The organism is Marinomonas sp. A3A, assembly GCF_018336955.1.
GTDB lineage: Bacteria > Pseudomonadota > Gammaproteobacteria > Pseudomonadales > Marinomonadaceae > Marinomonas > Marinomonas lutimaris.
Map to the genome: position 1 here is coordinate 3,383,113 of NZ_CP025532.1, position 24,459 is coordinate 3,407,571.

General features: G+C 42.1%; 27 protein-coding genes. 2 read left to right on the plus strand and 25 right to left on the minus strand.

Annotation, left to right across the window (positions count from 1 at the left end):
* The first annotated feature begins 79 nt into the window (after nt 1-79).
* Both fliK and CYL31_RS15825 read left to right on the plus strand, forming a co-directional pair.
* Nucleotides 80-1,702: a flagellar hook-length control protein FliK gene (gene fliK, locus CYL31_RS15820; protein WP_212916143.1), complete on the plus strand. Its 1,623-nt coding sequence runs from the start codon at nt 80-82 to the stop codon at nt 1,700-1,702.
* Nucleotides 1,702-1,950, plus strand: a complete 249-nt coding sequence (locus tag CYL31_RS15825; RefSeq protein WP_212916144.1) for an EscU/YscU/HrcU family type III secretion system export apparatus switch protein — start codon at nt 1,702-1,704, stop codon at nt 1,948-1,950. The genes fliK and CYL31_RS15825 overlap by 1 nt, the downstream gene beginning before the upstream one ends.
* Here CYL31_RS15825 and CYL31_RS15830 read toward each other — a convergent pair.
* The 25 genes from CYL31_RS15830 to CYL31_RS15950 form a co-directional block, all read right to left on the minus strand.
* Nucleotides 1,941-2,345: a DUF2802 domain-containing protein gene (locus CYL31_RS15830; RefSeq protein WP_212916145.1), complete on the minus strand. Its 405-nt coding sequence runs from the start codon at nt 2,343-2,345 to the stop codon at nt 1,941-1,943. The genes CYL31_RS15825 and CYL31_RS15830 overlap by 10 nt on opposite strands.
* A 14-nt stretch (nt 2,346-2,359) precedes the next feature.
* Nucleotides 2,360-2,851: a chemotaxis protein CheW gene (locus CYL31_RS15835; protein ID WP_012071089.1), complete on the minus strand. Its 492-nt coding sequence runs from the start codon at nt 2,849-2,851 to the stop codon at nt 2,360-2,362.
* A 36-nt stretch (nt 2,852-2,887) separates the two neighbouring features.
* Complete coding sequence (locus CYL31_RS15840; RefSeq protein WP_212916146.1) at nt 2,888-3,325, minus strand: chemotaxis protein CheW; 438 nt, start codon at nt 3,323-3,325, stop codon at nt 2,888-2,890.
* A 62-nt stretch (nt 3,326-3,387) separates the two neighbouring features.
* Nucleotides 3,388-3,891 carry a hypothetical protein gene (locus tag CYL31_RS15845; protein WP_212916147.1) on the minus strand — a complete coding sequence of 168 codons (504 nt, stop codon included), beginning with the start codon at nt 3,889-3,891 and terminating at the stop codon, nt 3,388-3,390.
* 9 nt (nt 3,892-3,900) lie between these two features.
* The gene (locus CYL31_RS15850) at nt 3,901-4,674 is read right to left on the minus strand and encodes a ParA family protein (RefSeq protein WP_212916148.1); all 774 of its coding nucleotides are present in this window, start codon (nt 4,672-4,674) and stop codon (nt 3,901-3,903) included.
* A gap of 69 nt (nt 4,675-4,743) precedes the next feature.
* A complete protein-coding gene (locus CYL31_RS15855) occupies nt 4,744-5,562 on the minus strand; it encodes an OmpA family protein (protein ID WP_212916149.1) in 819 nt (272 codons plus the stop codon).
* On the minus strand, nt 5,555-6,292 hold the full coding sequence (locus tag CYL31_RS15860; RefSeq protein ID WP_212916150.1) for a flagellar motor protein: 738 nt from the start codon (nt 6,290-6,292) through the stop codon (nt 5,555-5,557). Before CYL31_RS15860 ends, CYL31_RS15855 begins: the two co-directional genes overlap by 8 nt.
* Entirely contained in the window at nt 6,292-7,356 is a 1,065-nt protein-coding gene (locus CYL31_RS15865; protein WP_212916151.1) for a protein-glutamate methylesterase/protein-glutamine glutaminase, read from the minus strand. Before CYL31_RS15865 ends, CYL31_RS15860 begins: the two co-directional genes overlap by 1 nt.
* A gap of 26 nt (nt 7,357-7,382) precedes the next feature.
* Nucleotides 7,383-9,638, minus strand: a complete 2,256-nt coding sequence (locus CYL31_RS15870) for a chemotaxis protein CheA (RefSeq protein ID WP_212916152.1) — start codon at nt 9,636-9,638, stop codon at nt 7,383-7,385.
* 12 nt (nt 9,639-9,650) lie between these two features.
* Nucleotides 9,651-10,439 (minus strand): protein phosphatase CheZ, encoded by a 789-nt coding sequence (locus tag CYL31_RS15875; protein ID WP_212916153.1) that lies wholly within the window; start codon nt 10,437-10,439, stop codon nt 9,651-9,653.
* A gap of 9 nt (nt 10,440-10,448) precedes the next feature.
* A complete protein-coding gene (locus tag CYL31_RS15880) occupies nt 10,449-10,829 on the minus strand; it encodes a chemotaxis response regulator CheY (protein ID WP_012071097.1) in 381 nt (126 codons plus the stop codon).
* A 54-nt stretch (nt 10,830-10,883) separates the two neighbouring features.
* Nucleotides 10,884-11,621 (minus strand): RNA polymerase sigma factor FliA, encoded by a 738-nt coding sequence (locus CYL31_RS15885; RefSeq protein ID WP_212916154.1) that lies wholly within the window; start codon nt 11,619-11,621, stop codon nt 10,884-10,886.
* Between the two features lie 96 nt (nt 11,622-11,717).
* Complete coding sequence (flhF, locus tag CYL31_RS15890; RefSeq protein ID WP_212916155.1) at nt 11,718-13,001, minus strand: flagellar biosynthesis GTPase FlhF; 1,284 nt, start codon at nt 12,999-13,001, stop codon at nt 11,718-11,720.
* Nucleotides 13,002-13,102: 101 nt separating this feature from the next.
* A complete protein-coding gene (flhA, locus tag CYL31_RS15895; RefSeq protein ID WP_283248208.1) occupies nt 13,103-15,220 on the minus strand; it encodes a flagellar biosynthesis protein FlhA in 2,118 nt (705 codons plus the stop codon).
* Between the two features lie 37 nt (nt 15,221-15,257).
* On the minus strand, nt 15,258-16,394 hold the full coding sequence (gene flhB, locus CYL31_RS15900) for a flagellar biosynthesis protein FlhB (RefSeq protein ID WP_212916156.1): 1,137 nt from the start codon (nt 16,392-16,394) through the stop codon (nt 15,258-15,260).
* Entirely contained in the window at nt 16,387-17,169 is a 783-nt protein-coding gene (gene fliR, locus CYL31_RS15905) for a flagellar biosynthetic protein FliR (protein WP_212916157.1), read from the minus strand. Before fliR ends, flhB begins: the two co-directional genes overlap by 8 nt.
* The gene (gene fliQ / locus CYL31_RS15910) at nt 17,169-17,438 is read right to left on the minus strand and encodes a flagellar biosynthesis protein FliQ (RefSeq protein WP_012071103.1); all 270 of its coding nucleotides are present in this window, start codon (nt 17,436-17,438) and stop codon (nt 17,169-17,171) included. The genes fliR and fliQ overlap by 1 nt, the downstream gene beginning before the upstream one ends.
* A gap of 2 nt (nt 17,439-17,440) precedes the next feature.
* Nucleotides 17,441-18,178 carry a flagellar type III secretion system pore protein FliP gene (fliP, locus tag CYL31_RS15915; RefSeq protein ID WP_212916158.1) on the minus strand — a complete coding sequence of 246 codons (738 nt, stop codon included), beginning with the start codon at nt 18,176-18,178 and terminating at the stop codon, nt 17,441-17,443.
* Nucleotides 18,175-18,597, minus strand: a complete 423-nt coding sequence (fliO, locus tag CYL31_RS15920; RefSeq protein ID WP_249411608.1) for a flagellar biosynthetic protein FliO — start codon at nt 18,595-18,597, stop codon at nt 18,175-18,177. The genes fliP and fliO overlap by 4 nt, the downstream gene beginning before the upstream one ends.
* A gap of 6 nt (nt 18,598-18,603) precedes the next feature.
* The gene (gene fliN / locus CYL31_RS15925) at nt 18,604-19,065 is read right to left on the minus strand and encodes a flagellar motor switch protein FliN (RefSeq protein WP_072841262.1); all 462 of its coding nucleotides are present in this window, start codon (nt 19,063-19,065) and stop codon (nt 18,604-18,606) included.
* Nucleotide 19,066: 1 nt separating this feature from the next.
* On the minus strand, nt 19,067-20,041 hold the full coding sequence (gene fliM / locus CYL31_RS15930) for a flagellar motor switch protein FliM (protein WP_212916159.1): 975 nt from the start codon (nt 20,039-20,041) through the stop codon (nt 19,067-19,069).
* A 4-nt stretch (nt 20,042-20,045) separates the two neighbouring features.
* Nucleotides 20,046-20,558 carry a flagellar basal body-associated FliL family protein gene (locus CYL31_RS15935; protein WP_212916160.1) on the minus strand — a complete coding sequence of 171 codons (513 nt, stop codon included), beginning with the start codon at nt 20,556-20,558 and terminating at the stop codon, nt 20,046-20,048.
* A 117-nt stretch (nt 20,559-20,675) separates the two neighbouring features.
* Nucleotides 20,676-22,364 carry a flagellar hook-length control protein FliK gene (locus tag CYL31_RS15940; RefSeq protein ID WP_212916161.1) on the minus strand — a complete coding sequence of 563 codons (1,689 nt, stop codon included), beginning with the start codon at nt 22,362-22,364 and terminating at the stop codon, nt 20,676-20,678.
* Between the two features lie 55 nt (nt 22,365-22,419).
* Nucleotides 22,420-24,129, minus strand: a complete 1,710-nt coding sequence (locus CYL31_RS15945) for a PP2C family protein-serine/threonine phosphatase (RefSeq protein ID WP_212916162.1) — start codon at nt 24,127-24,129, stop codon at nt 22,420-22,422.
* Between the two features lie 6 nt (nt 24,130-24,135).
* Nucleotides 24,136-24,438, minus strand: coding sequence for an STAS domain-containing protein (locus tag CYL31_RS15950; protein WP_212916163.1), 303 nt, complete (start codon nt 24,436-24,438; stop codon nt 24,136-24,138).
* Nucleotides 24,439-24,459 lie beyond the last annotated feature (21 nt).

Genomic DNA, 24,459 nt, shown 5'->3' on the forward strand with positions numbered 1-24,459 from the left:
ACTAAAGTGCCCAAACATTATATGAGAAGCGTTTCCAAAAGCACAAATCAATCGGCTATCTAATCAACAGGCAGGCTACATGATCTCTGACATCCAATCTATGCTTAATGCATCATCAGGCAAGCAGAGTAATGCGACTAACAACAGTAGCAATAATATATTAGGCAACACAGGAACAATTGCGAAATTAAGCAGTGAAATCAAACTCATAGAAAATCTTAGCTTGATTAAATTTCAGGGCAGCGAGTCACTTAATTTCCTAGGCAAACCAGCCCAACTTTTGCATGCAACCAGTTCACAACAGCCATTTACTCTTATTAATACTGGCGCGCCCATCGACATTAGTGATATCCAAAATGCTAAATTATATAAAACTAATTCTCTGCAAGCTTCTCTAACTCTTCCTGTAGAGAATCAACCCAGCAAAACGGGCGTCAATCAAAATGCGCCTCAAGTTAGGCAAGCCGATAATCTTATGCTGGCATCTCGTGTCGTAAACTTAACGGTTACCTCAGTAACACCTGCGACAAACAATATTGGTAATGCTCCACTTTCTACAACAACAAACACTCAACCAACAAGCCTTGCCCCTCAGACCTCTAGCGTTCAAACTTCTAGCGCTCAAGCAACAAACCCTCAACTCGCGGCGACAAACACTCACGCTAAGACAATCAACCAACCGTTGACAGTAAATACGCCACAACTAGCTACGAGCATTCAAACAACCGCAGCAGTCACCCCATCCCCTCAACGAGCAACGGTTTCTGACGGTAAGGCAGAATTCCCTATTCTTAGTCAAACACCATTGAAAAAAGGCGATATCGTTCGAATCATGGTCGATGCCAATAACAACATGCAAGTGCTGCCCACAAAAACCAATACAACAGCCCCTTCTGTTCAAGTAGAGGCCCTCAAACAAAGCCTACCGAAGCAGTTATCCCTTGGGGATATGTCTCAACTCGTCAAACAGTTACACAACCTAAACGAGACATCGAATGCGAACTTGCCACCACAAACGCAGCAAGCGCTTAAACAGCTGATACAAAATATGCCAGCTTTGGGAGCATTAACAACTTCACCGGAAGCCATGAAACAGGCGATTCAAACCAGCGGACTATTCTCTGAATCTTTATTGGCTAATGACAGTAAGACCCAAATACCCGCCGACCTAAAACTCAATCTGACAAAGTTAAAAGACACCCAGGAAAGCATTGGCCCTTTGCGCATTGGCAATGTTCCAACAGAACAAATTGCCAATGCAATCGAACGCATTACCACCAGTCAATTACGACATTTCTCTGAACCGAATCAGATCAATACTCCAACCTACCCTTTACATATAGAATTGCCAATTAAACATGGCCAATCGCCAAGTTTTGTACAAATAGAGATCAACAAAGACGCAAGTACAGCAGAGCAAGAGAAACAGGATAGGCGCTGGTTGGTGAAGCTAAAATTTGATTTTGAAGAAACAGGAAGGTTTGATGCGAGAGCCAGTATTCAAGCAAACAAAGTTGGAATACTCTTTGCCGCGGAAGATCCTGAAACAGTACAAAAATTACAGAAAAACCTGCCCACATTGAAACAACAGTTAAAAGACAAAGACATTGAAGTAGAAAGATTAGACGCTTTTCAAGCTAAACTAGACAAAGAAAAAGCCAATATTGTTAACACTCAATCCTTGATAGATGTGAGAACCTAATGCAAAAAGCCGTCGCTTTAAAATATGACTTTAGTGCAGCGCCAACAGTCGTCGCCAAAGGAAGTGGTTTACTTGCTGAAAAGATCATGGCTGTTGCCAAGGAAAACGACGTTCTACTTCACCAAAGCCCTGAGCTTGTGGAGATGCTCAGCACTTTGGAGTTAGGAGAAGAGATACCGGAGTCATTGTATCTAGCAGTAGCCGAGGTAATCGCTTTTGCGCATAGAATCAAAGATCATCAGTGGTAATCAGAGTTTCTACGTGACTCTTGCTTTAATAAACTGATCAGCTCTGCCTCAGCTCGTATGAGACCGCATTTAGATACCAAATCATCAATGGTTGCGCCCATTTCTAAAAGCTCCATAGCGCGGTTATACGAAACGCCACCCTCTTTCGATAAAATCTCAGATTGCTTTTCTACAGCAAGATTCAACTTTTTCTCAATGGCGACCAAACGGCGCCCCATCCCTATTGAGCCTGAAGCAAGCACTTGCACTTGCTTTTTTTGATTCAATTCTACTTCTGCATGATGTTGCTTCACTCGCTCTAGTCGCTTAGACAACCGAAAAGCCCAAACGACAACTGCAATCAAGATCACAAATTGAAGCATCAAGAGAAGGTTAAATAACCACTGAGATTCCATCTAGTACAACTACCTTAATTACTTACTTCAGACCATTCATCTTCTGATAACAGTTTATCTAGATCGACAAGAATCAATAAAATATCATTTTTGTGACAAACACCTTGGATAAACTTAGATGATTCATCATTACCAACATTTGGCGATGGCTCAATCTCAGACTGACGAAGATAAACAACTTCAGATACTGCATCTACCAGAATACCAATCACATGACCTTCTACTTCAAGAATCATGATACGCGTAGAATCTGTCAGTTCGCCTGATGGCAAACCAAAGCGCTGACAAGTATCTATAACGGTTACAACCGTTCCACGTAAGTGAATAATACCCAAAACATAACTAGGAGCTCCAGGGACTGGTGCGATCTCAGAATAACGCAGAACTTCTTTTACCTGCATAACATTTACACCGTAGATTTCATTCTCTAAGCGAAATGTTACCCACTGCAACATTGGGTCTTCTGACTGATTTGCATTTTTTAACGCTATGCTAGTAGTTGCCATTATTCATCTCCAAAGATCAAAAAATGATCATTACAATTATTTTTGCGCGCTTTTAAACCCATTTTTCGGGTCGTCTAACAATTCTATAAAACCTTGTACATCAAGTATGGCACACATATGATCAATTACCGTACCGGCTAACCAAGGCCGCTTACTTCTATCACTGCGCCACTTAACTTGTGATGGCTCTAAGGTAATAGCCTCTGCGACTCGCTCACAAGCAACACCCCAATCCGTACGATCAAGCTGAATGACGAATTTGAAGTTATCTTTCATTTCGCCTTCATAGTGGTTTGGCATTATCCAACGTGCAGTATCCACTGTACGAAGGTTAAATTCCCCAACATTGGCAACCCCCATAAACCAATCTGGCTGGCCAAATATGGACGTTAATTTATCTTTTCCACTTTGAAAAATGCCACCTAATTCAACCAGTGGTACGGCAAGTTTCAAACCACCGACATAAAAGAGCAAACACTCAAATCTACCTGTCGCCCATGGTAAAGGATCTGTTCTCGAAATTTTCTTAACTGGCTCTAGCTCTGGCTCTGGCTCTGGCTCTGGCTCTGGCTCTGGCTCTGGCTCTGGCTCTGGCTCTGGCTCTGGCTCTGGTCTGGCTCTGGCTCTGGCTCTGGCTCTGGCTCTGGCTCTGGCTCTGGCTCTGGCTCTGGCTCTGGCTCTGGCTCTGGCTCTGGCTCTGGCTGAATAGTATCGTGCTCTTCAGAATCCGATGACAAGCCATTAACTTGTGCCGATATTGCTTCTTCAAAATCTTTAAATGAAGCATCTAATGAAGACAACTCCTCTTCACTCAAGCCTATTTCTGAAGTAACTTGTTCAGATTCAAGCGAATCAGAATCTACAAAACCTGGCTCTTCTAAATCTACGAATGAGTCGGATTCATCTACTGTAGCCTCAAGTTCATCTAAATGCTCTACAGGCGGCTCTAACGTCGCTTCTTGCAATAAGTCATCCAGATAGCGTTGAACCGCTATTTGAGGGCCTATTAGAGCCTGCTCTTTACTCTTTGTATCTTTCATAAACTGTTACTATCCCGCTGGGTTCAGCAAAGAATCCATCAGACTTGCGTAAGCCTTAATTCCTCGAGCATTAGGATCCAGCGCTGAAGGGGCAATACCTGCGGTACTGGCATCTCTTAACTTCGTATCAACTGGAATCACCGAATGCCACACCAACTCTTCATAAGTATCTTTCAGACTACGTAAGCTTTTATTAGAAGCCTGAGTACGGCGATCAAAAAGAGTGGGCACAATCAAAAATGGTACTGGACGTTTTCTTGCTCGGTTTATCATAGTCAATGTTCTGACCATTCTTTCTAAACCTTTTATCGCTAAAAATTCAGTTTGTACAGGTATCACTAGTTGCTGACAAGCCGCCAGCGCATTAATCATCAACACACCCAGTACCGGTGGACTATCGATCAACACGTAATCGTAGTCATCCCACAAAATTGCTAGTGTTTTGGAAATAACTAATCCCATACCACCTTGAGCCTGAGCATGCCGCTCCAAAGTAGCCAGCGCTGTCGATGCAGGCATCAAAGATAAATTAGGGTGACCTGTTTCTAATATTAAAGAAGCAGGCAGATCTTCTGGTATTTTACCAGTGGCCTGAAACAGGTTGTAAGCACTCTTTTCTATAGAGTCTGGATCAAAGCGAAAATAACTGGTCAATGAACCATGTGGGTCAAGATCAATCATTAATACCCGATGACCAGCATCAGCCAGCAACCCTGCTAAAGAAACTACTGTGGTCGTTTTGCCAACGCCGCCTTTCTGATTCGCCACTGCCCAAATGTGCACTCTGACTCCCCTGATACCCTATGCTGTTATTTTGCTTACGAATTCCTTGCAATCATATACAGTAACACGCTATTGAAACAAGTAATCATAGAGATTATCGGCCTCACGCTTACTAATTCGTAAGATTACACGGCGATTTTGTTGACGAGCATAGTCATTGGTGTTTCTTACTTTAGGATGTTCGCTAGAAAAGCCGATTGGTGCGATCATTTTTGGATCCACACCTCTATAAACCAACTCATCGACAACAGAGGATGATCGCAAACTAGACAAATGCCAATTAGACACTAAACGCCTTGAGTTCACTGGCAAATCATCCGTATTACCTTCAACCAATATCACCGAAGGATGTGCTTTTAAAATGTTAGCGACTAGTATTAATAAAGCGACGGCTTCATTGGTTAACTCATACTCTCCCTGGCCAAACAATAAACCAGACTTTAGCTCTAAACTTACCCAGTCAGCCGACTCTGTCACAGATATTTGCCCTGATGCATGAAGCCCTGAAAATTGATTTTCTACCACCTGACTTAATAATGCGTAAACAGCAGAAGAGTTGCTTTCTTCTATTGTCGGAGGAGCTGCAGGGATAGGCTTTGTTTCAACGACTTCAATATCTTTTGGCTCTCCGACAATCGGTTCGCCAATATTGATAGGTTTAATTGACTTTTGAACAGCATCAAAAACACCATGAAGCGTTTCTTTCAAGCGCTGTTCGTCACCTGAGTTTTTTAATGAGAGGGAATACAGTGCTACAAAAAAAGCGAATAATAGAGTAATAAAATCAGCATATGAGAGAATCCATCTATCTCGACCTTGAGCGCTAGACCGTGGCGACTTAGTTACCACTCGACGACGCTTAGATGCCCGAGGCGGAGTATCACTCATAAGTATTAAGCTCTAACTCTAATCTATATGGATGCTTACCAGTGGCAATACCACAAATACCATCAATGAGCAGTTGATGATAAAGAAGTTCTTTATCAACATAGCCCGTTAATTTTTTAACGATGGGAAATATAACCAGATTAGCAAAACCTTGTCCGTATAGAGTAGAAACAAAAGCAACAGCAATACCATGCCCCAATGCTTCTGGGCTATCTAAATTGGCCATTGCTTGAATTAACCCTAGTACAGAGCCCATGATACCTAAAGTAGGTGCATACCCACCGATAGACTCAATGAAAGAGACGCTTTTCATTCGCCTATCATAAATACGAACTGCGTCATCATGAAGTCGATCTGCCAGTAAATCTGGATCAGTGCCATCAATAGCCATTTGCAAAGCTCTGCTCGAAAAACGATTATTCAACACTTCGACATCTGACTCTAAAGCAAGCAAGGATAACCTTCTAGCTTTATGGGCAAGGTTGTTTATTAAGGCGCGGGCAGAGTTAAAATCATAAACAGGTGGGAAAAGGCTCCACTTAATCAAAACAAGAGCACGAGCCGCTTCTTGGATACTACTCTGAATTAATGTGGCACCGATACTACCAACAATAACGATAATGGCAGATGGCAAGTTAAGGAGAAGGATTACCTCTCCTCCTCCTAACCAATTAGCTAGAAATACTGAACTGAAAGCAATTAATAGTCCTGCTAAGGTAACAAAATCCACTAGCCAACCTCGCGTGCAATGCGCTCACCAATATGCTCTAAATCAATAATATCATCCGCTAGGTTTGCTTTTTCCACTGCCATTGGCATGCCGTAAATCACACAAGACTCTTCACTTTGAATCCAGACTCTTGAGCCTGAACTCTTCAGCATACGAGCACCTTCGCGACCATCAACACCCATTCCTGTCATGACAACAGATAATACTTTCCCTGGATAACATTTTGACGCTGAACCAAAAGTAACATCTACAGAAGGTTTGTAGTTTAGACGCTCATCCCCATCGAGAATACGGACACAGCCGCCATTTCGAGGGTCAATCATCATTTGCTTTCCACCAGGAGCCAATAAAGCAACACCTGCTTGTAAACGATCACCGTCTTGCGCTTCTTTTACTGTAATCTGGCAGATATTGTTTAGTCGTTCAGCAAAAGCACCAGTAAATGCTGCTGGCATATGCTGAACTAATACAAGAGGCGCTGCAAAGTCCTTAGGTAATTTACTTAATACAGCTTGCAAAGCCATTGGACCACCAGTAGATGTTCCAATGGCAACAAGACTAACTCGTTTCCTTACACGCGGAATAATAACACCGCGATCAGTTACGATAGGCTTGGGAGCCTCACGTGGAGCAAGTGCAGCAACAGGCTTTCTATCTCCAGCAAAGCGCGTTCTAGCAACCGCTAATACACGATCAACCAATGCCCGCTTTACTACCGCCGAATCACGAGAGATATCCTCAAAGTTCTTCGGCATGAAATCAACCGCACCAGCCTCTAGAGCATCTAGAGTAACTTTTGCCCCCTCATGAGTTAACGAGGAGAACATAAGCACTGGCGTTGGCTTAAGCTTCATAATGTTAACTACGGCTGCGATACCATCTAACACAGGCATCTCGTAATCCATAGTAACAACATCAGGCGATAGGGATTGAACCTTATCTATCGCCTCTCTTCCATTATTTGCAGTACCAACTACGGTTAGTCTAGGATCAGCTTCAAATATCTCAACCAGACGACGTCGAAAGAAACCAGAATCATCAACCACCAGCACCTTAACAGGCATATCACATCCCCTAAATGAACAACGTATTACCTAGATGCATAACTCTTAAGCATACTAGGCACATCCAGAATCAATGCAATACGACCATCACCAGTAATGGTTGCGCCTGCCATACCAGCAGTACCTTGCAACATTTTACCCAACGGTTTTATAACCACTTCTTCTTGACCAACCAATTGATCAACAACAAAACCCACTTCACTCATACCCACTTGAACAACAACAACATGAGCTTCGGCAGGTAAATCGTCTCGATTATTACCCTTAATTAGCCAATTCTTCAGATGGAATATAGGTAAGGTTTTGCCACGAATAACAACAACTTGCTGCCCATCAACCACGTTAGTTTTCTTCAAATTGAGATGAAAAATCTCATTAACACTCACTAGAGGAAAAGCAAACGCTTGGTCTGACAAAGTCACCATTAGAGTTGGCATGATCGCTAGCGTTAATGGCACTTTAATAATAAACCGAGACCCTTGCCCTAGGACTGATTTAATCTGCAATGTACCATTTAGCTGTGAAATTTTCGTTTTAACAACGTCCATCCCAACACCACGACCAGACACATCTGTAATTTCTACCTTAGTAGAGAAACCTGGTGCAAAGATTAAATTAAACGCTTCTTCATCAGATAACCGATCCGCAGCATCAGCATCCATCAAGCCTTTTTCAACAGCCTTCCTACGAAGCAAACTAGGATCCATACCAGCACCATCGTCTTCGATGGACAATAAGATATGATCACCTTCTTGCTCAGCAGATAGAATCACCGTGCCCATTCTAGGCTTACCACTAGCCTCTCGAACATCTGGCGCTTCAACACCATGGTCTACAGAGTTACGTACTAAGTGGACTAAAGGATCGGCCAAAGCTTCAACTAGATTTTTATCTAGATCTGTCTCTTCACCACGAAGAATGAGGTTAACCTCTTTCTTCATATTACGAGCAAGGTCTCGAACTACTCGTGGAAAGCGCCCGAAGACTTTTTTGATAGGCTGCATACGCGTTTTCATTACCGCGTTTTGCAAATCGCCCGTTACCACATCTAAGTTAGCAACCGCTTTACCCATCGACTCATCTTCACTTTGAAGACCCAATCGAACAAGTCGGTTTCGAACTAACACAAGCTCACCAACCATGTTCATTATGTCGTCTAGACGCTTAGTATCAACACGAACTGTTGCTTCTTGAGTAACCGGCGAATTAGCTGTTTTTTCTTTAGCACTATCCGCTTCAGGCTCTGGAGCCTTAGGTTCAGGCTTCGGAACAGGCTTAGCTGCGGGTTTAGGTGCTGCTTTTGGCTTCGCCGATGCCGCTTTTGGCTCAGTTTTAGCTTTTGGCACTTCTACCTTTTCAGCTCCACCTTTACCTTGCAGGCTATCTAAAAGGGATTCAAATTCATCGTCAGTAATCAAGTCAGATTCTGCACCAGAAGAAGCACTGATATCTGCTTTAGATTTGTCTTCTTTGTTGCCTGAAGTAGGCGTTTCACCATGAAGTTTATCAAGAAGCTCTTCAAATTCATCTTCGGTTATTTCGTCTGAAGAAATATCAGCCGATGTAGCACTGTCCGCTTGGTCATCATTAATTCCAGGCGCACCACTGCCGTGAAGTTGATTCAATAATGCATCAAATTCATCTTCTGTGATTTCATCGTCTGTTCTTGCCGCTGTGCTGCTTTTATCGGCACCACTATTAGATGGAACATCATTATCTGATGAAGTATCGCCTAATGCATCAAGCAAAGATTCGAACTCATCGTCAGAAATATCGACAGATTCATTTTCTACAGAAACGGTCTCTTCAATTTCTTCAACATCAGCATCATCTTGCTCTTCAGCGACATCTTCGACTTCATCTTCATCCGCCTCTGCAAGTTCTTCTGCAGTTGGAGCCTTTGCATATGCAGCGAGCGCTGCGATCAACTCAGGTGAAGCACGTTCTGGCTCAGCGCCTGCACGTACAGCATCGAACATTTCATTTACAGCATCAAGAGCCTGTAAAACAATATCCATTAAATCAGAATCTATTTTACGCTGACCGTTCCTTAAAATATCAAAAACGTTTTCAGCATAATGACAACAATCAACCAAGGCAGTTAATTGTAAAAATCCAGCACCACCTTTTACAGTGTGAAAACCACGAAATATCGCGTTAAGCAGTTGCTTATCATCTGGATTTTGCTCTAAATCTACTAGTTGTTCGGAAAGCTGCTCTAGGATTTCACCAGCTTCTACCAAAAAATCTTGTAGAATCTCTTCATCGACCTCGAAACTCATCCTCAGCTCCTTCTAGAAACCAAGACTTGATAGCAAGTCGTCTACTTCGTCTTGACTATTCAGTACTTCAGGGTTGTTTTGTTTATTAATAGCTGGGCCATGTCCACGAGTGTCATCGTGTTCAGACTCTTTCTCTTGGTGTTCAATCCCCGAGATACTATCAACGCGTCCAGCAACAGCAACGAGATGCACAAGTTTTTCTTCTACATCTCGAATTAAATCATTCACTCTAGCGATTACTTGACCTGTTAGGTCTTGATAACCTTGCTCTAGAAGAATTGTGTTGAGGTTTGAATGCAAGGTAGTGGCACTGTCATCTGCGTAAGACAAGAAGACATCAATACGCTTATACAAGTCTCTGAATTCTTGAGGTGTTAAGTCTCTCTGAATTAAACGACTCCAGTCTTTACGCAATTCCCTTGCTTGACTCTGTAACTCACTGGCCACAGGGACACTACTGTCCACCATGTCCATTGTTTTATTGGCAGCCGCACTAGTCGTTTCAATAACATAGTTCAGTCGATCAGAGGCGTCAGTGATTTTAGTTGCAGAATCTTTTCCGCCCTCACCAACAACTAAGTCCATTGAATCAATTTGAAAATCACGAATGGCGTCATGCAGACTTCGAGTTAAAAAACCCACTTCGTTATAAAAGCTTTTATGACGAGCTTCACTTAACTCTTGGATTATTTTAATAGCGCCACTGAAATCACCAACTTCAATGTGATTTAAAAGCTCTACAGCACCGTCTTTTACTAGGTTTTCAAATTCCACTAGTCCAGATCCCAATACATTTGACATCTAAGTTCCCTATTTAGCAGCGTCTATTCGTTCGAATATTTTCTCAATTTTTTCTTTGAGAGCCACCGCGGTGAAAGGCTTAACTACATAACCGTTTACCCCAGCCTGAGCTGCAGCAATAATTTGGTCACGTTTAGCTTCTGCCGTTACCATAAGAACAGGAATGCTTTTCAACTTTTCATCAGCACGAACTGCACGAAGCAATTCAATACCTGTCATGCCGGGCATATTCCAATCGGTCACAAGAAAATCTATTGTTCCAGCTTGAAGTATAGGCAATGCAGTTGTTCCATCATCCGCTTCAACTGTATTGGTAAACCCTAAATCCCGTAATAAGTTTTTAATGATTCGTCTCATTGTCGAGAAATCATCAACAATCAGGATCTTCATGTTTTTATCCAATGCAACCTCCACACCCCAAAGGTAATATTCCACAACTCATAATTAATCTCGCCAATCACTTAATCGAGCTCGCAATCGCATAGCCGCTTGACTATGAATTTGACTGACTCTTGATTCACTGACACCTAATACAGCACCAATTTCTTTCAAGTTGAGTTCTTCATTATAATAAAGAGACAAAACCAACTTCTCTCTTTCCGGTAAATCATCAATTTCTTTTGCCAATTGATTTTGAAAACCACCCTCTTCAACTAAAGAATAAGGTGCATTTTCTACTTCAGATTCAACACTATCTAAATTACTTGTATCAGAGTCTAGCATTTCTTCATAGCTAAACAACTGAGTCGACATGGATGAATGAATCATTTCATGATATTCATCCATGCTTATATTCATATGAGATGCCACTTCCATATCGGACACCTCTCGGCCTAACTTTGCTTCTAATTCTTTAATCGCATTAGCAACCGCTCTACCGTTACGCCTAACAGAACGAGGTGCCCAATCGGTTTTTCGCACTTCATCCATAATGGAGCCGCGAATACGAATGCCTGCATAAGTTTCAAAGCTAGCACCTTTAGTAGATTCAAAACGCTTATACGCCTCAATCAGCCCCATCATGCCAGCTTGAATTAAATCATCTACATCCACACTATCAGGCAAACGCGCCAATAGATGGTAAGCAATTTTTTTTACCAAATACCCATATTGCTCAACAATCGCATCAATCGAAAGCGTCGCTTTTTTAGAGTATGTGTTATATCCGTTTTTGGTCTGCATAAAATAGTCTAAGCAACCTTTACCATTTAAGTTAGTTGCGCTAACTAACTGTACTACATAGTTTGGCGCAACGCTTTCAGTAATAACAAAATTTTACTAACTACCATACTTTAGTGACCCATAAAGCTGACTATAATGCTCTGCAGTATATACTGCCCTACTAATCAAGTTATGCGCCCGAGCTGGCTCAATATCATCTGGAATTCTTTGACCATCCGCGATATATACAACAGGAAGACCTTCTTCAATAACTACACTAATCGCTTCACCAAGTGAAGCAGATTCATCGAGTTTACTTAAAACACAACCATCTAATTGAACTTGAGAATAAACATCGACAACAGTTTTTAAAACCTGCCTTTGGCTTGTACAAGGTAATACTAGCAGTTTTTTAAGACTTGCCCGAGCACGCTTCATCATTAAAAGTTGTCGCTCTAGATTTGAATCCCTTGGATTCATACCTGCAGTATCAACAAGCACTAAAGAGTAATTAGCATATTTTGACAATACTTCATTTAAATCTGAATACTCATTCACCACTTCAACAGGTACATTTAAAATACGACCAAAAGTTCGTAATTGTTCATGCGCAGCAATTCGGTAAGTATCTGTGGTAATTAAAACAACACCTTCAGAACCATGCTTCAAAACATGCTGGGCAGCAATTTTACCAATAGTTGTTGTCTTTCCAACTCCGGTAGGGCCCATAAATGCAATACAACCTTTCAGCTCAGAGGAACTTGAGCGAACAGGTATGTAGTCCGCTAGATGTGCAAGCAAGCGATTCCAGTCATCTTCACGACCTTTTAAATCAATATCATCGATAAGCCTAGACACAACAAAGTCTGATAAACCTAAGCCTTTTAACTTTTCACGAGCACGCAATTCTACTGCGTTTTCCTTAGCCTCAACTCGACTTTCATTTTGCTGACGCTGCTCAAGCAAAGCCCGAACATTTTTCAGCTCGAGCTCCATATCTCGCAACTGTTTGGCACTCTCGCTATTACGAATAGATAAAGCCTCCTCAACAGCGGGATCTTCTTTGTCACTTGACAAGGGAGGCATTTCAAACTGTGATGTAGGACGTTTTTCAGAATATGTAGGTGAAGTATTTTGTACAGGACCCTGTTGTTTCGCTCTCTCTATGCGCCCTAAATAGTCGGCACTGGGGTCGGCATATTGCTCAGAACGAGGCGCAGACGACCGTTTAGAGGTCATACTAGAAGGTAAGGATCCATCATAATCTAGAGCAGCGACTATCTCTATCTCACCTGTAGGCAGGCGTTGATTTGACAAAATGACCGCATCAGGGCCTACAGCATCACGAACCTTCCGTATCGCTTGCCGCATGTCAGGTGCTCGAAACCGCCTAATTTGCATGAATAACTTAATCCTTCCAGTTTATTTTTCTTACAAATCCATAGCTTACCCGAAAGATCACAATAAATATAGATACAATCCATCACGTTAATAGTTAGATCTTATTGTCCAATAACACCCACCACAGTAATGCGTTTGTGGTCTGGTACTTCTTGATATGAAAGTACCGACATATTCACCATACCATAACGCATAAAACGCGCCAACATAGGTCGTATGGGAGCCGACACAATCAAAATAGGCGTATTCCCCATCGCCTCTTGCTGCTCCGCAGACTGACGTAACGAAGCTTGCAACTGTTCAGCCATTTTCGGCTCTAAGATCAGCGCCTCTTCATTTTTAATGCCCGACTGCTGACTTTGCTGAACCGTCTGCATAAGCATTTTTTCTAGCTGCGGTTCCAGCGTTAAAACAGGAATTTCTTCTACACCATCTGCCAATGTCTGAATTATCAAACGCGACAAAGACGTTCGAACTGCCGCTGTAAGGATCATAGGGTCCTGAGTTTTTGGCTGCACACCCATAATCGACTCAGCAATAGTACGCATATCCCTTAAAGGCACACCTTCTATCAATAAATTCTGCAATACTTTAAGAAGAACACTTAAAGGTATGGTATTTGGTACTAACTCTTCGGCCAATTTAGGATTATATTGTTTCAACAAACTCAATAACTGCTGAACCTCATCATGACCGATCAACTCATAAGCGTGTTTATGCATAATCTGATTAATATGAGTTGCAACCACAGTACTGACATCAACAACCGTGTATCCGTAAGTTTGCGCCTGGTCTCTTTTCTTAGGATCAATCCACACAGCATCCAACCCAAAAGATGGATCCTTACCGGCGACCCCATCAATAGAACCAAAAACTTGACCAGGATCAATCGCCAAATCTTTATCAGGATGAACTTCAGCCTCAGCCAAACTCACTCCCATAAGGGTTACTCGATAGGCATTCGGCATTAAATCCAAGTTATCTCGAATATGTACACTCGGCACCAAAAAACCTAGATCCTGAGATAGCTTTCGACGCACACCTTTAATCCGCGCCAACAACTCACCACCTTGCGTTTTATCAACCAAAGGTATCAGACGATAGCCTACCTCTAAGCCAAGCATATCAACAGGCGCAACATCATCCCAACTCAAGTCTTTTACTTCTGCTGGCACTGGATTATCCGAAGAAGCTTTACCGGTACTTTTCGGCCCTTGCTTAGGCTTTTGTTTCTTACGATACTCAAGAAAATAAGCAAGACCACCCAAACAAGCAGCCAATGATAAGAAAGAAAAATGCGGCATTCCTGGAACAACACCCATGATCGTCATTACACCAGCTGCGACATACAAAGCCTTTGACGATCCAAACATTTGACGGACAATTTGGGACCCCATGTCACCAGACTCATTAACACGAGTCACCATGATTGCCGCCGCAGTAGACAACATTAGAGATGGAAGCTGAGCCACAAGACCATCACCGATGGTCAATAATGAATAGCGCTCAATGGCTTCCGAGAAAGAAAGATCATGCTGCGCCATACCAATGGACAAACCACCAATTATATTGATTCCAAGGATCAATAATCCAGCAACTGCGTCCCCTTTTACGAATTTTGAGGCACCATCCATAGAGCCATAAAACTCAGCTTCGGATGCAATTTCAATACGACGCTGCTTAGCCTGATCGGCATCAATCATGCCTGCATTTAAATCAGCATCAATAGCCATCTGCTTACCTGGCATAGCATCCAAGGTAAAGCGCGCACTTACTTCGGATATACGACCAGCACCTTTGGTCACTACCGCAAAGTTGATAATCATTAAGATTGCAAAGACAACAAAACCAACTACGTAGTTGCCGCCAATAACCACTTCACCAAATGCTTGAATTACCTTACCTGCTGCATCACCACCTTCGTGACCATTCAATAAAACCACACGAGTCGATGCCACGTTAAGTGCCAATCGCATTAAGGTAGAAACCAGCAGAACGGTAGGGAACACAGCAAAATCTAAAGGCCGCATTGAATAAATAGCGACCAACAACACAACAATAGCTAACGCAATATTAAAGGTAAAAAGTACGTCCAATAAAAAAGCAGGAATAGGCAAGATCATCATCGCTAAAAGCGATAACAACAAGATAGGAATACCTAAATTCCCACTAAAAATCCCTTGAACCTGTCCAGCAAGTCGACCGCGGTCAAAATTCACACGTCATCCTTATTGGAAGAAAAACTACAAAACATGATTAACTACCGTCCCACTGAAATTCATCAGGCACATCTAAGTTTGGCATCGTTTCTGGTCGCGGCGCTCCCATACGAGCATTACGCAGCTGATATACATAAGCCAACAATTGAGCCACCACTTTAAACAAACCCTGCGGTATCTCATCACCAATCTCAGTATGGTGGTATATCGCCCTTGCTAATGCGGGCGATTGTATCACAGGGATGTCATAGTGATTGCCGACTTCACGAATTTTCAATGCAATAAAATCACCGCCTTTAGCGAGCAGCACTGGTGCCGCGCCACCAGCTTGATCATATTTCAACGCCACAGAGAAATGCGTAGGGTTAGTAATAATAACATCGGCACTGGGCACATCAGACATCATTCGATTCATCGCCGCTTGACGCTGCATCTGACGAATTCGCCCTCGCACTAAAGGATCACCCTCCTGCTGCTTATATTCATCTTTCACTTCCTGCTTGGTCATTTTTAGTTTTTCTTTATGTGACCAAACTTGAAAAGGCACATCAATCGCAGCAATCAGCGCTAAAGCAAGCGTAACAAAGACAAAGGACCAAATAACAATATCAATACCATGAGCAATAGCCAGCTCTATTGACTGAAAAGTTAATCCAAGCGTTTCTGGCAAAAAGTAATTCACCACCAACACAGAAATAAGACCAACTAATGTCACTTTGGCAATAGATTTAAAAAGTTCCACCAAAGATTGCACCGAAAACATTCGCTTTAAACCCGCTATCGGGCTCATTTTGCTAAGCTTTGGAGTCAGCGGCTCCCACGAAAAATTCAACCCTCCCAAAGCGATACTGCCAACAATACCAGCAACCGCCAGTACAGACATAAGCAAAACCATAGAGTCCATCATAGCCACAACAGACTCGTACAGATGAAAAACCATACGACTTAAATCAAAAACATCAGCTCGCTCAACCAAAAAATTAAAATCAAACAACACAGCGAGATCACGAACAAGCAAAGTCCCCGTTCCGTAAATAGTTGCCGCAGCCACTATCAACAAAAGAGCTGAACTTAAATCTTTAGAGCGAGGGAGATTGCCTTTATTTCGAGCATCCTGAAGTTTCTTACTACTGGCACTCTCCGTCTTTTCGCTACCGTCTTCATTCTCAGCCATTTAAACGAATTCCCCACGTATCTTTCATCCAGTCAATCATTTCTCCGAAAAACAACAAATAGATGTTTAAGAAATCATCTAACATAATCCAGAAAAAGAACAAAGAAAATAGCATTATGATTGGAAAACCCAACGCAAAAACGTTCAATTGCGGCGACGCCTTAGCAACCACACCAAAAGACAAGTTAATAACCAATACTGCCACAGCTAAAGGCAATACGATAAGTAATGCTTTTTCAAACATCCAGCCACCCAGCAACACTAGCTGCCAATAACGCTGGCTGTCAAAACCACTACCTATTGGCCAATAGTTAAAACTTTCAGCCAAGTACTCTATCATCACTAGATGACCATTTGTGCCCAAAAATGCTAATGCCACCATCGACAAATAATACTGACCAAGCGTCGCAACAGAAATACCATTCGCAGGGTCATTAGACATAGCAAAACCTAAACCCGCCTTCATCGCAGCCAACTGGCCTGCTAATGAAAATAACTGAAACAAAATAGTGACAACAAAACCCAACACAAAGCCAATCACTAATTGCTCAGCAATCAGCACAATGTAGGCAGGAGAAATAGGATCGTAATTAGGGACATCAATTACAGGGGTAATAATAATGGCAACAAGAAAGGAAAACGCAATACGCACTCGTGGACTAACCAGACGACTACCAAATAAAGGCAGCGCCATAAAAAACGCCCCAATACGAAAAAAGGGCAAAAGAAAACTGATCGTTAAGTTCAGTAACTCATCTGGATGCAGCTCTAACATCAGCCGATGATCATAGGAATATTAATAAATAAATTGGTCGTAAAATCCATTAGCTTCATCAAGATCCACGGCCCCAGTTGCATGATAACTAAAATAGTCACAATCAACCTTGGCAAGAAAGACAAAGTTTGCTCGTTAATCTGTGTTGCGGCTTGAAACACACTCACTATCAAACCAACGATCAGACTGGGCACCATCACAACCCCAACGATCAAAACAATTAAGTAAAAGCCTTGCCCGTATAAATCTAACACCACTTGAGGATTCATAATTAAATCCCGAAACTCGCCGCCAAAGTACCCATAATCATAGACCAACCATCAACCATGACAAAAAGCATAATTTTAAAAGGTAACGAGATAATGATAGGCGACAACATCATCATACCCATTGCCATCAAAACACTGGCCACCACCATATCGACAATCAGAAATGGAATGAAAATCATAAAACCGATCTGAAAGGCGGTTTTAAGCTCACTGGTTACAAACGCTGGCATTAAAATAGTAAATGGCAGTGTGTCCATTGACTGAATCGTGCCTTCCTTACCTGCCAATTTAACAAAAAGAGCAATATCATCCTCTCGCGTCTGAGCCAACATAAAGTCCCTTACAGGAACAGACGCGGCCTCAACAGCCTGAATAGACGTCATCTGTTCTTTCAAGTATGGCTGCAAAGCCACTTCATTAACCCTATCCAGCGTCGGGGTCATGATAAACAAGGTTAAAAATAACGCCATACCAATCATAATCTGGTTAGAAGGCGTTTGCTGCAAACCGATTGCTTGACGCAAAATAGCTAACACCACAATAATTCGAGTGAACGCTGTCATCATCATCAAAGCCGCAGGTAAAAGCGTCAGCGCAGTCATGATAAAAAGAATTTGCAGCGAAACCGTATAGTCTTGACTACCATCGGCATTCGTTACAACTTTAACCGCAGGCAAACCCACCTCAGCCCATGAAAAAGCTGGAAACGTTAAAAGCAACAGCAGGACAAAACGAATCACAGGGCATCCCCATTGTTCTTATTGTCAGTAGTATTTTTTCTATCGACCTCCTCCATCATAGAAGCAAACGATGCTGTCTTAGATGGAAAGCTTCGCAGATGACTAATCGAATGCGCAGTGACACCAATTAATAAGCGCTCCCCTTCAACTTCAACCAGCATGAGTTTCTCTTTTGCACCCAAAGACTGAACATTCACGATCTTAATATCCGACTGTCCCAACTTCATTTGAGCAAATTGAAAGCGCTTCATTAACCAAAGACACGCGGGTATAAAAGCAATAACAAAGATTAAAGAAATTACTACCTTCCAAATAGAGGAAGTCGCAGACATTTCTTGCACACCAACAGCATGCAAATAGGGAACGGCCATGCAAAGCATGGCCGTAACGACATAACGATTAAATAAAGAAAATTTCAATTGGTACTACTTCAGTCGTCTAATACGCTCACTAGGGCTTACAACATCCGTTAAACGGATACCATACTTATCATTAACCACAACCACCTCACCATGAGCGATCAATGTACCATTCACAAGTACATCCAGTGGCTCTCCGGCAAAACGATCAAGCTCAACAACAGAGCCTTGTGTTAGCTGCATCAAGTTGCGAATTGCGATTTCCGTATTACCCAATTCCATCGAAAGGACAACCGGAATATCCATAATCAAATCAAGATCAGAACCAACACCACCACTAGGTACAGAAGGATTAGTCAGCGTTTCCAGCTTTACAGGCTCAACTTTTTGCTCAGACATTGCTGCTGCCCATTCGTCTTCGATCCCTTCGCCATCTTCTGTCTCGCCCGCTTCAGACATTGCTGCAGCCCATTCGTCAGCTAAATCTTCGTCCATGCCTGCTGCATCTGGATTTTGTTCTTCTGCCATGTTACTTCGTCACCTTCGCTTTGAAACTTTCTTGCATTTGTACTGAATAGCGTTCATTACTAACGCCCAATTTGCCTTTAAAGGTTGGCACACCATTCGCTCGAACCGTTACAAACTCTGGCATTTCTATCGGAATGATATCCCCAGCTTTAAACTTTAACACCTCACCAAGTGAGATTTTACGATTCGCAACGTTGACAGATAGCCTAACAGCAATATCTTTCACGTCTTGTTCTAAGGATTTACCCCAGCGGTCATCCTTTTCATCTACGTCACTCTGAACGCCAGCATCAAGCAATTCACGTACAGGCTCAATCATAGAGTAAGGTAAAGTAATATGCAGCTCACCACCACCACCATCTAACTCAATATGGAAGGTGGAAACAACAACAACCTCGCTAGGACTCACAATATTAGCCATTGCTGGGTTTACTTCAGAACTAATATATTCAAGTTCCAATTTTAATACTGGCGCCCAAGCTTCCGTTAAGTCCTTGAAAACTTGTTCAAGCATCAACTGTACAATACGAATTTCAGTCGGAGTAAATTCTCGACCTTCAATTTTTGCATGACGCCCGTCACCACCAAAAAAGTTGTCGACTAACTTAAACACCAATTTAGCATCAAGTATAAATAGAGCTGTACTTCTTAGTGGTCGAAATTTCACCAAATTCAAACTGGTAGGCACATAAAGTGTATGAACATATTCACCAAACTTCATTACCTGTAGACCACCAGATGAAACATCTGCTGTACGACGCAGCATGTTAAACAAACTAATACGTGTGTAACGCGCAAAACGTTCGTTTATCATTTCCAGCGTAGGCATCCGCCCACGCACAATACGTTCTTGACTCGTAATGTCATAGGATGCAACGCCATTAGCATCCCGGTTATCCTCTTCTACAGGCTTTTCATCTGCACCATGTAAGAGGGCATCAATTTCATCCTGAGATAACAGATCTTGAGCTGACATAATTCTATTGCATCACAAAGTTAGTGAATAACACAGCATCAATACCGCCTTGACCAGTTTCCTGCTCAAGGATGCCATTGATTGCGTCAAGAGAAGCTTTTTTTAATGCCTCTTTACCTGCAGCTGTCTGTAAATCAACAAACGACTGGCTGGAAAATAACAAAACCAAACTATTACGAATTAACGGCATATGAAGCGTAACAGCATTAATTTGCTCTATATTTTTTGACTTAACAGACATATTAAGCTGCACATAACGCTGTTTACCATCAACCATAAAATCAACAGTAAAAGCAGGATCTAATGCCAAATAAGTAGAAGGCTCATTCGCTAAGGCAGCCTCAGCTGATTCCGCTGAATCACCGCCCTCATCAGAAGAGCCGCTAAACAAAAAGATATAAGCAGCCGCAGCACCTCCAACTAAAACCAAAACTAGAAGAATAATGATAATAAGCTTTTTCTTACCACCAGACTTTCCCTCTTCTGCACCAATATCCAAACCGTCTTCGTCAGCCATATTCACAAACCTTAGATGTATCGAATTCTTTACAAAGAACGCTGTCTACGCTCTTATGCACTAATAATCCTCTATTCTACAAAGAATCAAACATAGCACCATCAATTTCTCGTAAGTTTAAGCATAGTAATCAACACCAGATGCAGAAACATACGATAGATTTCTCGGAATCAATTCCTCATCGACATCATCGCTACCAGCAATACTACCCTGAAGCGAGCTGCCATTGCGATTATTGGCTCTGTCTTGTGCTCCAGAAGTATCTTGCTGTGAAACATCAACATCCGCTCGACTTAAATCCATACCTTGTTGAGCCAACATTTCTCTTAGCCTTCCCATCTGCCCCTCTAATAGATCTCGTGCCTGCGGTGTCGCAGCAATAAAACTTATTTGAGTATTCGAATCACTGTCGACCGATACTTTAACAGTCAGACTACCTAACTCCGGCGGATCCAAGCGAATATGTGCCGTATGACCACCATCACGGGCAATCCAAGCCACCTTCTGGCTCATCTCGTTAGCCCATCCTGGATGACCTGGTGGTAAGCTCATTGCCAGGTTAGCCTGAGAATTAGGATTAGCAACCGCTGCATTAACCGTTGCAGCCGCAGCGGAAGTTCGGTTCGCATTATTAAGAGAACTATTTAAGCCACCCGGTGAGCTATCGTCACCCTGATTACCATCAATCTGTGCAGACATTCGACCAAGCATGGCCTCCTGTTCTTTTTTCCGCAACTCAATAGGCTCATTAATCAATATACTCTCCCCTTCTAAAAGAGAGTCAGTAGAATCTAAATTAAGTTCATCCGATGAAGCTACGGCGCTTCCGTCATTAAGCAGAGAGGCAGGCACTGGTGCTGTACGATTTTCTTTATTCATGGCGCCCGCAGCAATAACGCCGGCAGCAACAGATGCTGCAGCTTTAGTGGTATCAATTACAGCATCGCTAGTCGGAGTGACAGGAACCGCTTTCACACCAGTTCCCATCTGAGATAAAACCCAAGATAACTCACCTTTATCATCAGCAATCATTGGCTCTATAGTGCCCTCGGAAATATTCGTGTCACTTAATGTCGAATCAATGTTTTTTACATCACTGGGTGCAGTCCGTCTTATCGCATCTAAACCAACAACACCGCCCCCCGAACTAAGCCCTTTAACAATATCATCTTTAGACGCCTTTTCCGTGGCGATTGGAGTAGATGTAATTGGAACTACATCACCAGCCCCCATATTGTCAGCAACTACATTATCAGCTAGTAGATTCTGCGAGACGCCTTCTTTTTGCGACTCCTGTCCAGCATCGGAATTAGGTATTAACGAAGCTGTGATCTCCGTATTTTTTAAATCTGATGGAGACACCACTACTGGAAAGTCTGAAGTTTCAGCAGAAACAGCGACAGGTGATCCATCAGCAGGAGAGACTTCGCCATCCTGCTGCAAAGCCTTGCCGCCATCTTTGGATATTACTGGCGATTCAACAGCTGGAACATCACTAGTTCCACTCAAAGATGTAGTGCCTTTTTCATTATCACTGACAGTAGCATTGCTCTTATTATATGAAGCCGAGCTTTTATCAATCCCTTGAGTTGTTTTGGACGATGAATTAGAAGACGAAGGTGCTGACGAGCTAGAAGCCGCTACTTTATCTGTAGTAGGTGTTTTTTTGGGGCTGACAGTTTCTTTTGCTTTATTAAAATCGTTCGCAAAAGCCGCCCCATTATTAGAATGGGCCTTAGTCAAAGCAGACTTTTTAGGTGGAACACCTGAAGGTAAAGACAATACCGTATTTGAATCTGTGCGCATAATTTCCTCCAACGATAAAGGAGACTATGCAATAGCAAGGCCAACACTGCTCAAGCTAACTAGCTAGGCCTACTTGCCAATGATAATGTGCTGTTACCGCACTACCACCTTTAGTAAATTCCAACTTAGAACACAGTTGATCCAACAGGGCTAAACCGCGATTATAAAGCAATTCTGTATTGGATATATCATAGTTCACTCTTTGGAAATCAAATCCAGAACCGCTATCTTCAACATATAGCATTAACGATCTATTGTTATTATCAGACGTCACTTTCACTGAAATTTTAACATAACCATCACGTAAGTTGGCGAGGCGACGTTCACGCTCTTCGTAGTATAGAGAAAAGCCATCACTGGAACTCTTTTTATCAGAGCTTAACTTCAGTACACCATGCTCAAGTGCATTAGAGTACAACTCAGAGAGAATCATAAATACTTGACTAGAAAAACTACTCAACCCTGGAACAGTCGTTAGAATTTGCAAAACATAGGGCAAGGGATCTGTATTACGAAGTGAATCTGCATTTAATACGTACTCGAATGAGAAGTCTGCTGGCGCTTCATCATGCCCTCTTGACTCTTCATGCTCAGATGAATCGATACCTATGTTAGTATCCAGACGAACACTAAGACATGAAATATCATCATGAGGATTTTCCAAAACGCCTTCTTGCTCTAGCTGCTGGACAAGCCAATTAACCGAATGCTCAGCGTCAATCTCTCCCAGATAAAGCGGATTAAGAATAGACCGACAAAACATCTGCCCAGACAAGTCTAATGCCTCATAAACGCCATCAGAAAATGCCATCAACCTATCACCAGGAGCGAAAGACATAGGTTCAATTTGACATTCAAACGCATCAGCAGAAAGAACACCTAAAGGCAGGTTCTTAGAGGTAAATCGTACTGGTTTGCCTGCATTTTGAGGTAAAAATAATAAATCAGGTAATCCACCATTCCACACCTCAATACTTTTATTGTTCACTTTTATATCAATAAATGCAGCACTGCAAAACATATTCGATGGCAAAATCCCTTTTAAACGCGCATTTATCTCAGGGATAATTTGACGCATCAAAAAGCCTTTTTTTGTCCAATCAAAGAAAATATCAGCGAGAGGAAGTGCCCCGATCGCAGCGGAAAGGCCATGACCAGTAAAATCACCTAATAGTATATGCATACCGCCATTCGGCTTATAAGCGGCCAAAATGACATCACCATTAAAAGTATGCGTACCATAATGAATGGTAGAAAGCGCAGGATCTTTCAAGCAATTTGAATTAGTTATGTTTTCATAAACTACTTTCGCAACATCTTGTTCATTGAGCAATTGTTCATTATACAAGCTCATTGCATCACGCTGTTCTTCAAGCGTTTTTTGCATAACCAAAAGCCTGACTATTGCATTAAGTTTTGCAGTAATAAGCGCAGGACTATAAGGTTTAGAAATAAAATCAATACCACCAATACGTAAGCAATTTGATAAAGCAATAGGGTCTGTAACACCAGAAAGAAAAACAATAGGAACAAACACATCACCAGCAATACGCTGAATTTCGAGCGCTGCTTCCCAACCGTCTTTATGAGGCATTTTTATATCTAAGCACACTAATTGAATCGTGTGAGGATCAAACTTATCAATTGCGTCTTGCCCATCAACAGCCGAAATTACGTTGTGGCCAAATTGACTCAGAATCGCTTTTAATAAAATACGATCCGAAGGGTTATCATCCGCAATCAATATGGTTAAAACTTGTTCCATACAAAACTACTCAGTAATATCAAAAAGCCGATGAAAATTAGCAATTTTGAGAATATCAATAACAGCACTGTTTACATGAACCAAACGAATCTGCGCTTTTTCTGCGCCAGCGTGATCTCTAAGCAGTAGCAACATACCAAGAGCAGAGCTATCAAGATAAGATACTTCCGCTAAATTAATTTCATAAGACTTTACTTTGCTAACCGCAGTAAACGTTTCTTTAAACATCTTATGACAGCTGTAGTCAAAACGCCCTTTTACGAGGATCGTCAGACATTCTGTTTTTTTATCAAAAAAGCTTTCAACCACAGCCTACTCCTCGAAGATGAG

Excerpts from the sequence above, each read along its gene's own strand:
- fliK (WP_212916143.1), top strand. The coding sequence starts at position 80 with ATGATCTCTGACATCCAATCTATGCTTAATGCATCATCAGGCAAGCAG.
- CYL31_RS15825 (WP_212916144.1), top strand. The coding sequence starts at position 1,702 with ATGCAAAAAGCCGTCGCTTTAAAATATGACTTTAGTGCAGCGCCAACA.
- CYL31_RS15830 (WP_212916145.1), bottom strand. The coding sequence starts at position 2,345 with ATGGAATCTCAGTGGTTATTTAACCTTCTCTTGATGCTTCAATTTGTG.
- CYL31_RS15835 (WP_012071089.1), bottom strand. The coding sequence starts at position 2,851 with ATGGCAACTACTAGCATAGCGTTAAAAAATGCAAATCAGTCAGAAGAC.
- CYL31_RS15845 (WP_212916147.1), bottom strand. The coding sequence starts at position 3,891 with ATGAAAGATACAAAGAGTAAAGAGCAGGCTCTAATAGGCCCTCAAATA.
- CYL31_RS15855 (WP_212916149.1), bottom strand. The coding sequence starts at position 5,562 with ATGAGTGATACTCCGCCTCGGGCATCTAAGCGTCGTCGAGTGGTAACT.
- CYL31_RS15865 (WP_212916151.1), bottom strand. The coding sequence starts at position 7,356 with ATGCCTGTTAAGGTGCTGGTGGTTGATGATTCTGGTTTCTTTCGACGT.
- CYL31_RS15870 (WP_212916152.1), bottom strand. The coding sequence starts at position 9,638 with ATGAGTTTCGAGGTCGATGAAGAGATTCTACAAGATTTTTTGGTAGAA.
- CYL31_RS15875 (WP_212916153.1), bottom strand. The coding sequence starts at position 10,439 with ATGTCAAATGTATTGGGATCTGGACTAGTGGAATTTGAAAACCTAGTA.
- CYL31_RS15880 (WP_012071097.1), bottom strand. The coding sequence starts at position 10,829 with ATGAAGATCCTGATTGTTGATGATTTCTCGACAATGAGACGAATCATT.
- CYL31_RS15885 (WP_212916154.1), bottom strand. The coding sequence starts at position 11,621 with ATGCAGACCAAAAACGGATATAACACATACTCTAAAAAAGCGACGCTT.
- flhF (WP_212916155.1), bottom strand. The coding sequence starts at position 13,001 with ATGCAAATTAGGCGGTTTCGAGCACCTGACATGCGGCAAGCGATACGG.
- flhB (WP_212916156.1), bottom strand. The coding sequence starts at position 16,394 with ATGGCTGAGAATGAAGACGGTAGCGAAAAGACGGAGAGTGCCAGTAGT.
- fliR (WP_212916157.1), bottom strand. The coding sequence starts at position 17,169 with ATGTTAGAGCTGCATCCAGATGAGTTACTGAACTTAACGATCAGTTTT.
- fliQ (WP_012071103.1), bottom strand. The coding sequence starts at position 17,438 with ATGAATCCTCAAGTGGTGTTAGATTTATACGGGCAAGGCTTTTACTTA.
- fliN (WP_072841262.1), bottom strand. The coding sequence starts at position 19,065 with ATGGCAGAAGAACAAAATCCAGATGCAGCAGGCATGGACGAAGATTTA.
- fliM (WP_212916159.1), bottom strand. The coding sequence starts at position 20,041 with ATGTCAGCTCAAGATCTGTTATCTCAGGATGAAATTGATGCCCTCTTA.
- CYL31_RS15935 (WP_212916160.1), bottom strand. The coding sequence starts at position 20,558 with ATGGCTGACGAAGACGGTTTGGATATTGGTGCAGAAGAGGGAAAGTCT.
- CYL31_RS15940 (WP_212916161.1), bottom strand. The coding sequence starts at position 22,364 with ATGCGCACAGATTCAAATACGGTATTGTCTTTACCTTCAGGTGTTCCA.
- CYL31_RS15945 (WP_212916162.1), bottom strand. The coding sequence starts at position 24,129 with ATGGAACAAGTTTTAACCATATTGATTGCGGATGATAACCCTTCGGAT.